This is a genomic window from Streptomyces sp. 8K308, assembly GCF_004348315.1.
GTDB lineage: Bacteria > Actinomycetota > Actinomycetes > Streptomycetales > Streptomycetaceae > Streptomyces.
Map to the genome: position 1 here is coordinate 1 of NZ_SMKC01000202.1, position 12,539 is coordinate 12,539.

Here is a 12,539-nt window from a genome sequence, read left to right on the forward strand (position 1 = left end):
CCCCCGAGAAGCCCACCCCCGAGCAGGAGGCACGCCTCAAAGCCGCCGCCGAGAGTGGCACCCGCCTCCGCGGATTCCGCCTCGGCCACCGCACCGCCACCGCCCAACTCGGATGGCTTCTCCAACGCGGCGAACGAGCCGGCTTCACCATCCCCGCGGTGCACACGGCCACGCGACCCGCCCCGGGCCTCGGCTCCCGGGAGGAAACGACGCCGACACCCGACGTCGCCGTCGTCAGGCGCGACATCGAGCGCTTCCGCAAGAAGAAGGAGGGGCGCGTCGTCACCGTCCCGACCGCCACCTTCGAAGGGCGCCTGCGGGTCACCGACGTCGAAGCCCTGCGCGCGGCCCTCCTCACCGGCATTGGCCCGTCCAAGGCGTACGGCTGCGGCCTGCTCACTCTGGCGCCGCTCCCCGCCCAGACCCCGGAGGCCGTCCGTGGCTGAACCCTGGTGGCGCGCCGGTGCCCAGGACCTGCACCGCATGGAAGACCGCATCTCCAGCCTCTACGTCGAGCGCTGCCACGTCGACCGCGACGAGAACGCCGTCGTCCTGGTCAACCGCGAGCGCACCGTCCGCGTCCCGGCCGCCTACCTCGCCGTCGTCCTGCTCGGCCCCGGCACCCGCATCACCCACGCCGCCGTCACCCTGCTCGGAGACTCCGGTACTGCGCTGTGCTGGGTGGGCGAGAAGGGCGTGCGCCTGTACGCCTCCGGCCTCGGCACCTCGCGCGGCTCCCAACTCGTCATGCGTCAGGCGCATCTCGTGACCCGACCGCAGGAACGCCTCGGCGTCGCCCGACGCATGTACGCCATGCGCTTCCCCGGTGAGGACACCGAGGGCCTGACCATGCAGCAGTTACGCGGCCGGGAGGGAGTCCGCGTACGGCGCGCCTACCAGCAACACGCCAAACGCACCGGCGTGCCGTGGACCAAACGCGACTACCGCCCCGGCGAGCCCTTCGCCGCAGGCGACGACGTCAACCGGCTGCTGTCCGCGGCGAACTCCGCGCTCTACGGCATCTGCCACGCCGTCATCACCGGCATCGGCGCCAGCCCCGCCCTCGGCTTCGTGCACACCGGCTCTGCGGTCTCCTTCGTCCTGGACATCGCCGACCTCTACAAGGCCGACTACACCATCCCTCTCGCCTTCGACCTCACCGCCGACGGCCGCACCAGCGAACGCGACGCCCGCCTCGCCCTCCGCGACGCCGTCACCCAGACCAAGCTCCTGCCCCGCATCGTCAGCGACATCGCAGAACTCCTGATGCCCGACGCCACCGAGCTCGTCGACCGGGACGTCAACGCGCTCTGGGACGATAGCGGCACCACCGTCAGCGGCGGCACCAACTGGGGCGCCGACATCTTCGACGCGGCCAACTACCTCGCGGTCGTCGGCCCCGACTTCGACGCCCCGATCACGGGCGACGCGAGCGGCTCAGGAGCGGCCCGGTGACCGTCGTCGTCCTCATCGCCGCCCCTGAAGGGCTGCGCGGCCACCTCACACGCTGGATGTCCGAGGTCGCCGCCGGAGTCTTCGTCGGCAACCCCAACTCCCGCATCCGCGACCGCCTCTGGACCACCCTCGCCGACCGCATCGGCGACGGCCAAGCCGTCATGATCGAGCCAGCCAACAACGAACAACGCTGGTCCGTCCGCACCGCCGGCCGCGACCGCTGGTACCCCGTCGACTTTGACGGCCTCATGCTGATCGCCCGCCCACGCTGATAAACCCGCAGCTCAACAAGTGTCGCCCCCGCACGCGCGGGGATCGTCCTCTTTCGCGAGCGGCTTGCGGACTCGTCCCACTGTCGCCCCCGCACGCGCGGGGATCGTCCGCGCCCGGCCCCGCGACGGCGGCCGGCCAAGGAGTCGCCCCCGCACGCGCGGGGATCGTCCCTTCGGGTCCAGGCCCGCGCGTTCGATATCGCCGTCGCTCCCGCACGCGCGGGGATCGTCCGCACCTGCTCCTTGGCGTAACCTTGGCGTGCTTGTCGCCCCCGCACGCGCGGGGATCGTCCCATCATCAGGACTCCCAGCGGCCGCACCACGAGGTCGCCCCCGCACGCGCGGGGATCGTCCGGCGTCCACACCGTCCGCTACACGCTGACAGCCGTCGCCCCCGCACGCGCGGGGATCGTCCATCGGGCCGCAGCAGGTTGGCCCCGGGGAAGGTGTCGCCCCTGCACCGGCGGGAATTCCCTTGCGCTTCGAATGGAGAATTCCGAGTGGATCAGCTTCCGCCACGTTGGCCACCCGGCCCGACTGCCTTATCGCCCTGGCAGGCTCGTCGAGCAGAGCCTGCCCAGCCTTGGTGAGGACCACCGGGCGACGGTTGCGTTCGAAGAGCGCGAAGCCCGATTGACGCGTGAGGACTTGGACTCCTGCTGGCTGAGCGGCTGCCGGGGGCTCACCGCTCAGCCTGTGCAACCCAGCTCAGGAGCTATCCCTGCGGATGCGGGGTTGCCCTTCTGACCTGCGGTGATCTGTTGCGGTGAAGCTTAGTTCACTCAACCATGGTCTGGTTGTCCCGGATGTCCGCGTGGTTGAGGCGCATCCGAAGTCGGGCACGTAGCGCGCGTTGATTGCGCTCTTCAGAGTGGCGGGCGTCTGCTCGTGGTCAGTTTCCTGGGGTCTGTCATCGGGTGCTGGGGTCGTGTGGGACGAGCGCTGGGGTGTTGTCGTCGAGGGCCCAGCCGAGGGCGATGGCGATGGGGAGGGGGCCGTTGAAGAAGAGGTGGCCGGTGGTGGGGGAGCCGGTTTGGGTGGACCAGGCGGTGTGGGCGGTCTGCCACTGGGTGCGGAGGTATGTGACCGTGGTTGCGAAGGAGTTGGAGTCCTCAGGTACGCCGGTCACGGCGGCTTCTATGGCGAGCGTCGCACCGCAGGCGGGGCTGGCGTAGTGGTAGCCGGTGGGGCGGCCGTCAGGGTGGTCCGGGCTGCCGGTCTCGGCCACTCGGCGGGCTATGTCGACCATGCTGCTTCGGCCTGTCAGGCGGATGATCAAGGCCAGATGGCCATACCCCGGATCGCCTGGCCCCACAGCCGGGTTGGCGGTGAGTAGAGGGTCGGCAGGGGGTTGGAGAAAGGCGGGGGCAGCGGCGGCGTGGTTCCGTAGCGCGCCGTCGAGGCGGATGCCTGGGAATACTTCACCCGTCGCGACGGAGCGGTGGGCGATGGTCAGGCCCGAGCCTGGTGAGCGCAGGGTCTGGCCGAGGCGGTATCCGTCCTGGAGGGATATCAGCGGGTAGAGGACGATGTCGGTCAGGCTGCCGCCGGAGTCCACGTGTTCCGCGCAGCGGGCGTCGAGGAGTCGGCCGAGCAGATGGATCTGGTCGTTCGTCATCGTCAGAGCGGCGTCCTTCGGCCACAACTCGTCCCGGTCGAGACGGAGGGTGGTCGAGTGTCGGCTCCTGGCGGCGGTGAGCATCGCCCTGGCCCGGGTGTCGGAAGGCGCCGTGTGGTAGAGGGTGAGCACGATGCCGAGTCCGCGGTTCCGGGTGAGGGCCCAGCCAACGAGAACACCCGCCACCGCGACGGTGAAGGCGACGTACAGCAGCCAGACCTGTGAGGTCCAGCTCTGCAGGATGTTGGGGACGACGCCCAAGGCGACCGGCGCCGACACGGCCACCACCAGTGTGCCGAGGCCCTGGCGCGTGGCCAGCAGCACCCTCAGTTCCCGCAGGGCGTCGTTCATGGTTGGCGGACGAAGACCGCTCGGGTGGCGCCGGTCAGCTCAAGCAGCGTGAACTCGTCCTGGGGCAGTGGGACATCCGGACGGCCGACGTGCTCGTCGTTCGCGCTCCACGGGTGGCCGGCACGTTCCCGTACGTGGGCCTCCTCCGTCACCACCCCTGCCGGCGGGGAGTTGTTCAGGCACGCGACCAGTGCCCGATCCACGTCGATCCTGACGCGCACCGCGCGGGCGGTGTCCCAGGCCCATAGATGGGTGGTGCTCGGGACGACCTCGGGTAGAGCGTCAGCCGGGGCGAAGTGGAATCCGCCGAAGTCCGACCAGGCGCAGTCGCTTCCCGCCGAGGCCAGGTCCGCGCGGAGCGCCGTCCAGCTCATCGGTCCACACCGCTGAAGCCACATCGTCCTCACTGGCCATCCTCCTGTGCTGAGATCGGCAGGGCGTCGCCCAGCCGCTGCCGAGCGAGCGGTGCTTCGGCTTCCAGGAACGCGGTCGTCTCGCTCGTACCGCGCAACGTTCCGTACCCGCGGGTGGTGCCCGCACCGATACCGAGCACGCCGGTGTGAAGGTCGTAGAGAGCCAGCAGCAGGACATCACGCAGGAGGGTGTCCAGCGGGCTCGCGTCCGGATCGCTGGGCTCGTCCAGGATCGTCAGCGTGACCCGGCCCTGCTCGACGACCTCGTCCGTGAACAGCAGCCCCGTCGTGGCGCCGCCCGTGAAACGGTCCAGCGCCACATGGTTGCGGGAAACCGTCTCCGCCGGCGTGCCGCCGGGCTGCGTCACCGGAGAGTCCAGGAAGACGAGCCTGCCCCGAAGGCCTCCGGAATGCATGTCGCTCGCGTCGGCCGAGTAGCCGAAGGCCGCACAGACTGGGCAGACACCGCAGCCAGGCGTTTCTGCACACGACGCGTCCTCGGACAGGCTCCGCAGGATGAACTCGCAGCGGCTGCGCAGCAGTCCCTTCCACGTTGAGCCGGGAACGACCGGCCGTCCCAAATGGTCGCGCAGGTGCCGGGCGCGGTCCGTGGCCCTGTGCCCGCCCCTTTCGTGCTCGCCGCTGCCGACGTGCAGGGCGTCCACGACCTCGAAGTCGATCGGTTTCCCGAACACGAAGGGGAGTTGTGCTGGCGCGGACTCGGCCTCCGAGAGGATGACGGATGCGTCGTCGAAGAGCGCGGGGCCGCCTCGGGTGAGCCAGACGCGGCGGCCCTGTGGTGTTGAGAGATCGAGAACGCGACGCGTGACGCGGGTGAGCCTGGCCCGGCCGTGGCCGGTGCTGCGTGCGCCGCCGATGCGTGGGGACCATGACGGCAGCAGCCGCTCGAGTTCTTCGGCCGCGTCGGCGCGGTCGACGCGCAGCCATGCGGTGACTGTGGTCCCCGGCGGCAGCAGTTCCCGTTCCCTGAGTGTCTCGGTGAGTGCGGCGCCGCGTACCCGGTCGATGGCGGTGCTCATGCGGTGCAACGGCGTAGGCGCGTGCTCGGGCAGGGTGGTCCGTGTGCCGAGGATGCGGACCGCTGAAGCGGTGGCGGTCGACCGGTCGTCCTCCTTCCCGTCACCTGCCGTGCCGAAGAGGCGTTCCGCGTCGCCGTCAGCGCCCAGGGTGCGCGCGGCGTGGTCACGTAGCGAGCCGGCGAGCGAGGTGGCCGGGACGTGGGGTCGGCCTTCGGTGTCCCGGGCCAGCGGCAGCGCCGCTGCCGTGGCCGCGTCGCTGCGGCGGCTCTCGGGTGCGGTGACGCCCCCGGGTGTGTCGAGCGTCAACGTCAGCTCGTAGAGGTGGATGGTCTGGGGCATGGCGGCTACCCCCTTCGCACCAGAACGTTGAGATGCCGCAACACCTCGTCAAGAGCGGACAGTTCGGGATCGAGGAGCAGGCGCTCCAGCGCGCTGCGGTCGCTGGGGCGCAGGTCCCGAAGCGTTGTCGCGGCGAGGAGGTCGGTGTGTGGCGGGCGTCCCGAGGCGGCACGGTCGCGCGCGTAGGAGCGGAGCTTGTCGAGCAGCCAGGGGCCGTGGCCGGTCGCCTGCAGCAGGGCGGCGGTGCGTGCCGGCGCTTCGGTGTTCTCGTCGACCTGCGAGGCGCCGTCCCCGGTCGGGGTCCGGCCCGAGGGAGGGGACCATGGCTCGGTATCGATCCGGAGTGAGCCGTACCCCTCGTTGCGTCGCAGGCCAAGACCCGAGTCGCACAACCTCCGCAGCCGCTTCGCGTCCGGGACTTCCGCACAGTGCAGCAGGTATGTGCTGCCGGCGCTCACCGCCGGTTCCTCCGGCTTCGGCAAGTTGGTGGCGCGGTTCCATCCGCCGATGCGTTCGTGCCGCGCCCAGGAACGTTCGATCGTCACGGCGGTGCCGAGCAGCTCGGCGAGCTCTGGCTCCGAGGGGCGCAGCACCGGCAGCCCAGCGCCGTCCACGAGCAGCGCCGGCGCGGTGAAGCGCAACGCCAGCCGCCGCGCGGTCGGCTGCGCCAGCTCTGGCGTGGCCGGGCCGATGGCCAGTGTCGCCAGACCGCTGGTGCTGCCGCGCCCGCCGACGCGGACGCGGTGCTCGGCCGTCAGCCAGTCGCGGGCCGCTGCGGACAGGTCGTCGGGCACGACCAACTCGCCGCTCAAGGTTGTCGTCCGACCGTGATCGTCCCGCGCTCGGATGGCCTCCCGCGCGAACAGCTGCCCCTCCGCCGCGACGCCGTCCGCCGTAAGCTCGACGTGCGTGGACTGCCGCAGCAACGGCCCGGCCCACTCCCCGAACGATTCGATCTCGCCTTTCGCCGACTCGGCCGGACCGCCACACGCACCGCACTCCTCGGTTGGCCCGTCGCCGAACGCCTCATCGGCATGCCATCGGGCGCAGGCAGGCTCCGACCGGTACTTGCAGCGGAGGACCGACAGCGGCAGCAGTGCCCAGCCGTCGAGGAAGAGCGCACCGTAGCGCACGTGTCGCTCGAACAACTCCACGAACTGGGCCAGCAGCGCCGGATCGGAGCCGGCCAACTCGTCCGGCCTGCCGTGCTCCGTGATCCACGCCTGGGCCAGCGCGCCCCGCAGGACCGTGCCGCGCACATGACGGTGCGAGCGCAGCAGAGCCGTGCCGGGGTTGTGTCGCGTGCCCAGCGACAGTGGTTGCCGGGCGGTGAGGGTCATGGTGCGGATCTCTGGCATCAGCTCCTCGCCTCCCGCACGGTCGTGGCCGCGGACGCCGGCTGCTGGGCCAGCAGCGCCTCGAGCACGGCCAGGACGCTCTCGTCCACCGCTGGATCCTCCGTCGTGCAGGTCACCCAGCCGAGCCCACGACTGCGCCCGGCCCCGAGCTCGTGCACGCCGGCCGCCGCGCAGGCAAGGACGGCCAGGTGTTGTTCCTCGCTCAGCCCTGGACGCAGCGCGTCGACCCGCTCGACAGCGAACCGTGCCATCGCTCCCGGCACGTTGACTTCCTCCCCGATGACGAGGTGGGCCCGTCGGGCCGTGCCGGTGCGTGCGTCCAGTTGGACACGTGCTCGGGGTGCGAAGCTCTCCGGTCCCAGCGTCCCGTCGGGTCGACCTGGAAATTCCACCGGCCCCCAGTGCCACGGCGAGGGCCACCGAGGCGCGCCGAAGACCGCCCTCAGTACGTCGGGGCGCGTCGGCAGCAGACGCTCGGCGCTGGCCCGCATCACCCCCTTCAGCGAGGTGGCTGGAATGGGATCGTCCCGGTCGACGGTGGCGCCGAGTCCATCGCGGGCCGCGCCCGTGCCGATGCGGAAGGGAGCGTGGAAGTGGATGGTGACGATCACAGACGGCTCCTCGCCTTGGGGCCCAGCGGCCGCCACCAGGTGACGAGGCGCAGCGCGTGCCGCAGCGTGATCCCACTGCGCGGTGGCCGGCCGTCTCGTCCCGGAAGGAACGGCTCGATCGCCCGGAACTCCCCGGAACGCCGGGCTAGACCCTCCGCCGAGACGGTGTCGTCGTGGTCGCGCATGGCTTGGGCCAGCCGCGTCCGGAGGCTACGCGGCAGCCGGTGGAGCCGGTCTAGGGCGTCCAGCGTGGCGTCCTGGCCGAGAACGGACAGCGGGAGCGGCGAATCGTCCACCCCCTGCGGCCCCTCCGTGGTCAGATCCAGGAAGGCGACGGACGAGGCCGCGCCGCCGGTTCTCCGCTTCGCCGCCCGGAGCCGCTCCTCGGCGAGGTCCACCAGCAGGTACATCGGCTGCCCGTGCCGAGCGAAGACGAGACCGGCCGAGGCCGACGGCACCGGCAGGTCGAGCCCGTGGTCCAGGTTGACCGGCCCCACCAGGCTGTCGCGCATCTCGGCGTCGAACGTCTTCAGGTACTCCACGACGAAGGCCCAGGCATACGACGCCGGCACGCTCACCAGGACGTCGTCCCCGCCGACCACGTGTGGCACGACCGGCAACCGGGCCGACCGCTCCGGCCCCATCGTCTCGAGCACCTGGCTCGTCGCGCAGAGCAGGGACCACTCGGTGAGCTCCGACAGCCTGCGCGAGAGTTCCCGCTTGGTGTCGTGCAACGCCGGCTTGGTGGCCGCCGCTGCGAGGAGTCGTTTGAAGAACAGCCCCACCGCGTTGCCGTCGATGTAGACGGTGGCCAGGTGGTTGCGCTTGAGGTCACCGGCCCCGAGCGGGGCGAGGTTCTCCAGGGCGTCGGGCGCCTCGTCCACCTCCAGGAGCTCCTGCAACCGCTGCTCAGCCGACTTCTTGCGACTCTCTCCCACGCGCGCCGCCGCACGGGCACCGCGTCGTAGCCGGTGGGCGCAGTCCGCGCACACGAGTTCGGGAACCTCGGGGGCCTCAGGCAGCCGCGCCTTCTCGGTGGCGGGGTCCATGCCGCACAGCGGGCACAGCCGCGCGGCCGGGAACTCGGGTAAGGACGGCAGGTCGTACCAGACGTGCTCGACGTCTCCGCGCCGCGTCCGCGGGCCGATCTCATGCGCGTAGGCGCTGACGTACGACTCGCCCACGCCCCACACCGCCTGGAGCTCAGCGGCCGGGAACTCCTCGCGCAGCTCGGCCAGTACGGCACTGATCACCTTGCGCACCCGCTGCTGGCGGCCCTCCGGGCGCGGGTCGACGAGCTTGAGGCTGACGATGCCGTCCGCCTGTCCGGCCTCGCCGTTCGCGGCGGCCAGGCCTTGGGGTAGCCGGGCGGCGATCACCGCGCTGTCCGTCGCCTCAGCCATCCCCGCACTCGCGGAACGGCGCCCGCGAAGCCTGCTGGTGCGCGCCAGATACCGCTGAATGCGCACGAACGCGACATCGATGTACACCTGCTCGACGCTGCTTCCGGTCACCGGCTGTTCCCCCGCCTGAGCGCCTTGTCGTCCCGCACGACCGGTAGCGTCTGCGGCCGGGGACCGGGGTGGGGCAGCGGCAGCAAGGGGTCATCCTGCCGATCCTTGCCCTGGTGCCGAAATCCGCGGGACTGCTGCCAGAAGGCCATGCTGGACCGAAGGTGCTCGGGCACGAGCCGCCCGTCCTCGGGTAGTTCGCCGGCCGGGGGCCACCACACGTGGTGTGGAGAGACGCGGTCCAGGCACAGGATGTGGCTTAACGCCCGCCACACGCGGGTGCGTTGGTCGGCAGGTAGCGAAGTCCGAAAGGCGGTCAGAGCCTCCTGCGGCGACACGACCTTGGCTGGCTTGGCGGCCGTGTACCGCGACCGGGCCGAGTGCGCCTCAAGTCGCACGACCTCCGCCGTGCAACTGCCGAAGCCCAAGGGACGCCCACCACCCACGGCGAAACCAACGGGACCCGAGAACCCGTCCGGAAGAGACAGCACACCCTGAGGGGCGAGGGCCGCCAGAACGCCGCCGAGCTCCGCCAGGCCCAGGTTCTCGAAACGGACCGAGTAACGGAACCGCGTCCCGGCCGGAACCGCCTCCGCCCGGCAGAGCATCGGCTTCTTCGCCCCGGCGGGCTGCTCCTCCAGGGTGTGGAGGGCGTCCTTGCGATTCCTCGTGGCACGGAAGAACGGACGCCGCTCGAACGCCTCAGTCAGCCAGTAGAACTTGCGCCCGCGAAGTCTTCTCACTCGCCCGCCGTCGAGGCTGGAGCCCCACTCGCGTTGAGGCTCTGCCATCGGCAGCGGATCAGGCACCTTGTCGTTCCGGAGGTAGAATTGCCCGGCGCCGGGGCGCGGTGCGGACAGCGGCGGCAGCAGATGCGTCTCCATGGACGGCCGTGGAGAGTCAGGTGCGAGCACCGCGTCGGAGAACCGGAGGTGCCCGCGGTACGCCTTCTGCGTCGACGCGGCGGTGTTCGTCCCTTCGGTCTCCGCCGAACCGAACACGCGGCACGTGGGACACAGGCCGTCGGCCACATCCTGGCAGGGCAACAAGGCCTCCGTCACTCGATCCCGGGCACGATAACGGCCACCGCTGTGCCGCCAGATCTGCGCGAGGGCGATCCCGCTGACCCGCACGGGGGCAGATCCGGCAGATCCCGGCTGGTCCTGATAGCGCTCCGCCAACCGGACCCACACGACCTGATGGCGGGGAAACAGCTTGGGGCGAGCGGCGATGCGTTGTCCGACGAACACCTCGGGCCTGTTCGGATTCGCCGTGACGTTGACCCACGGAGGCTGGGTCTCCTCCTGCCAGGACTTCCCCTCCTTGCGCGCCCGTCGGACATCGTCAGTCCCGTCGACGGCATCGAGGAAGTCCTGCCACACCTCGTCCCGCTCGCCCTCCCAGGCGATGGCACGGGGGCCACTGCCGAGCCTGCCGACGGCGCAGAAGTAGGTCGCGTCCTTGCTGGTCTTGCGAGTGCCGCTGTCCGTCAGCAACAGTACCCAGCCGTCGCCGCGTTCGAGGTCATGCCGCCTGGACACCTGCAGCCGGGACACCTTCCGCCCGAAAGACGTGACGCGGCCCGGGTCGAGCACGTTCACCGTCGCCCCGGTACGCACGGCCTGCCAGCCTCCGAGCACCTCGGCGAGCCAGGCCGCAGGCGCCCAGGTCGTCTGCGGACAGATCGTCAACGCGGTCGGCCTCCCGTCGCCGTCCACGCTCTCCACACGCGCCATGTACCAGTAGCCCTCGCGCGACTTGGCCACATCCCTGTATCCAGGACGGAAGTCACCGTCGAACACCCGAAGGCAGCCACCAGCGATGCCCTCGTGTAACGACCGCACCACCCCCGCGATCCCCGACCCAGGCACGAACGGCTGGTCGTCACGACCTGACCGCCTCGGGAACCGGCTCTCCTCGGCTTCGGTGCCACGTCCTTGGCCTTGAGAAGCCATCGCCTCGCGTACCAGCAACGGACTCCGCGTGGTGAGCTCGACTTCGACCACTCCGCTCAGACGGTCTCCCGCCATCCGATCGTGACCGACGGGCATGGCACGCCACGGATGATCTGCCGGCCACTCGTCCGGCTTCGCAAACGGAACGAACGTGTACGGATTGACGAACGAGCCGCTTCCCTGATCGCCATGACCAAACGGCACCGCATCCCCCCAACGATGACCCGGCGCATCTGAACGAGCCGGACGCTACCAGCATCCCCGCAGCTGCGGGCGGAGATCGGCCAACGAGGCCAAGAGCGTTGACATGGCCCTTTCCCCGCGTTGCGCGGGGCGAGGCCGAGGAATTGACCGCGTGGGCACGACAATGCCCAGCTATCCCGCGTGGGCGGGGCGGATCCGGGCCTGCTTGAGACGAATGCGGCCGTGCGGGAGCTATCCCCGCGCGTGCGGGGACGACACGTTCGAGGAGGTCGCGGCCAGCGGAGTGCGGGGGCGATCCCCGCGTGTGCGGGACGACGAGCACGACGGCCCGCGCGACCTGGTCGCCGAGGGGCGATCCCGCGCGTGCGGGGACGACGTCATCACCACCACCCGGGATTCCACGACCACAGGGCGATCCCCGCGTGTGCGGGGACGACAGCCTCCCCGAGGACAACCCGGACGGCTACCGGGGGCGATCCTCGCGTGTGCGGGGACGACATCCGGTTTCCCGACGGCAAGCCGCCGACACCGGGGCGATCCCCGCGCCTGCGGGGACGACCGGGCGTCCCAGCTGGCGAACGAGCACCCGGAGGGGCGATCCCCGCGCGTGCGGGGACGACGCGGAAGGGCGCGGCCCGATCCGCCACGAGACGGGGCGATCCCCGCGCGTGCGGGGACGACTGGGGGGACTCGGCGAACAGCTCGCCGACGTAGGGGCGATCCCCGCGTGCGCGGGGACGACGTTCCGATATTCCTGTTCGGGTTCTATACCGCCGGGCGATCCCCGCGTGTGCGGGGGCGACGCCGCCGACGGCCGCCTCCACTGCCGCTACGGCGGGCGATCCCCGCGTATGCGGGGGCGACTCGTTGGCGGCTTCGGGCGCGAGGCGTCGGAGGGGGCGATCCCCGCGTATGCGGGGGCGACTGGAGAACCGGCCGTAGGAGGTGGGCCATGCCGGGGCGATCCCCGCGTATGCGGGGGCGACGCTTGCTGACCAGGAACGATGCACTGGGAAGCCTCCGAATGCATTTGCTCAATATTACGTCTGAGGGGCTCCTGTTGAGCCAGGTGCGGAGACGCCATGGCGATGCTCTGGGATGGCCCGTGGGCGTGAGCGTACCTGCGCGGAATGCCTGGTCCGCGGGGATGTTGGGCAGGACACCGACTACCGTCCCGGCATGGGCGTGCGGGCGGGAGCCGGTTCGATTGGCCGGTGTCGGAGTCACGGCCCCTCTACTTCCGCGCGGGTGATGGAGGAGGGGCGGGCGGAGAGGCGGAGTTCGCCCCAGGGCATGAAGTTGAGGGTGACGGCCGTGAGGTGTTCGCCGACCGGGGGGAAGTCGGCGGGGGTGACCTCCGTGCCTGGTTCGGCTAGGAGGACGAAGTCGATGAAGGCGGGGGTGTGGACGGG

The 12,539-nt window shown here is 70.9% G+C and carries 11 protein-coding genes and 1 CRISPR repeat array; of the genes, 3 read left to right on the plus strand and 8 right to left on the minus strand.

Features of this window, described 5'->3' with window-relative positions; all coding sequences use genetic code 11:
- The 3 genes from cas6e to cas2e form a co-directional block, all read left to right on the plus strand.
- The coding region (gene cas6e, locus E1265_RS23875) for a type I-E CRISPR-associated protein Cas6/Cse3/CasE (RefSeq protein ID WP_132933055.1) at positions 1–446 on the plus strand (446 nt) is incomplete at its 5' end.
- On the plus strand, positions 439–1,455 hold the full coding sequence (gene cas1e / locus E1265_RS23880; RefSeq protein WP_132933056.1) for a type I-E CRISPR-associated endonuclease Cas1e: 1,017 nt from the start codon (positions 439–441) through the stop codon (positions 1,453–1,455). The genes cas6e and cas1e, both read left to right, overlap by 8 nt.
- Positions 1,452–1,727, plus strand: a complete 276-nt coding sequence (gene cas2e / locus E1265_RS23885; protein ID WP_132933057.1) for a type I-E CRISPR-associated endoribonuclease Cas2e — start codon at positions 1,452–1,454, stop codon at positions 1,725–1,727. The genes cas1e and cas2e overlap by 4 nt, the downstream gene beginning before the upstream one ends.
- Positions 1,728–1,748: 21 nt before the next feature.
- A CRISPR array of direct repeats spans positions 1,749–2,203; the repeat unit is 28 nt; unit sequence GTCGCCCCCGCACGCGCGGGGATCGTCC.
- A gap of 434 nt (positions 2,204–2,637) precedes the next feature.
- On the opposite strand, the gene E1265_RS23890 is transcribed toward cas2e, so the two are convergent.
- The 8 genes from E1265_RS23890 to E1265_RS37245 form a co-directional block, all read right to left on the minus strand.
- On the minus strand, positions 2,638–3,696 hold the full coding sequence (locus E1265_RS23890; RefSeq protein ID WP_132933058.1) for a hypothetical protein: 1,059 nt from the start codon (positions 3,694–3,696) through the stop codon (positions 2,638–2,640).
- The gene (locus E1265_RS23895) at positions 3,693–4,070 is read right to left on the minus strand and encodes a hypothetical protein (protein ID WP_132933059.1); all 378 of its coding nucleotides are present in this window, start codon (positions 4,068–4,070) and stop codon (positions 3,693–3,695) included. The genes E1265_RS23890 and E1265_RS23895 overlap by 4 nt, the downstream gene beginning before the upstream one ends.
- Before the next feature lie 29 nt (positions 4,071–4,099).
- Positions 4,100–5,488: an RAMP superfamily CRISPR-associated protein gene (locus E1265_RS23900; protein ID WP_132933060.1), complete on the minus strand. Its 1,389-nt coding sequence runs from the start codon at positions 5,486–5,488 to the stop codon at positions 4,100–4,102.
- Positions 5,489–5,493: 5 nt separating this feature from the next.
- Positions 5,494–6,846 carry a type III-B CRISPR module-associated Cmr3 family protein gene (locus tag E1265_RS23905; RefSeq protein WP_132933061.1) on the minus strand — a complete coding sequence of 451 codons (1,353 nt, stop codon included), beginning with the start codon at positions 6,844–6,846 and terminating at the stop codon, positions 5,494–5,496.
- Positions 6,846–7,457 carry an RAMP superfamily CRISPR-associated protein gene (locus E1265_RS37240; RefSeq protein ID WP_165953854.1) on the minus strand — a complete coding sequence of 204 codons (612 nt, stop codon included), beginning with the start codon at positions 7,455–7,457 and terminating at the stop codon, positions 6,846–6,848. The genes E1265_RS23905 and E1265_RS37240 overlap by 1 nt, the downstream gene beginning before the upstream one ends.
- Complete coding sequence (locus tag E1265_RS23920; protein WP_132933064.1) at positions 7,454–8,971, minus strand: hypothetical protein; 1,518 nt, start codon at positions 8,969–8,971, stop codon at positions 7,454–7,456. The genes E1265_RS37240 and E1265_RS23920 overlap by 4 nt, the downstream gene beginning before the upstream one ends.
- Entirely contained in the window at positions 8,968–11,127 is a 2,160-nt protein-coding gene (locus tag E1265_RS23925; protein WP_132933065.1) for an RAMP superfamily CRISPR-associated protein, read from the minus strand. Before E1265_RS23925 ends, E1265_RS23920 begins: the two co-directional genes overlap by 4 nt.
- 1,223 nt (positions 11,128–12,350) lie before the next feature.
- Positions 12,351–12,539: hypothetical protein (locus tag E1265_RS37245; RefSeq protein WP_165953855.1), on the minus strand; the 189-nt coding region annotated here is incomplete at its 5' end.

Bases quoted from the DNA above. Each gene is read 5' to 3' on its own strand.
- E1265_RS23890 (WP_132933058.1), bottom strand. From the start codon at position 3,696: ATGAACGACGCCCTGCGGGAACTGAGGGTGCTGCTGGCCACGCGCCAG.
- E1265_RS23895 (WP_132933059.1), bottom strand. From the start codon at position 4,070: ATGAGCTGGACGGCGCTCCGCGCGGACCTGGCCTCGGCGGGAAGCGAC.
- E1265_RS23900 (WP_132933060.1), bottom strand. From the start codon at position 5,488: ATGCCCCAGACCATCCACCTCTACGAGCTGACGTTGACGCTCGACACA.
- E1265_RS23905 (WP_132933061.1), bottom strand. From the start codon at position 6,846: ATGCCAGAGATCCGCACCATGACCCTCACCGCCCGGCAACCACTGTCG.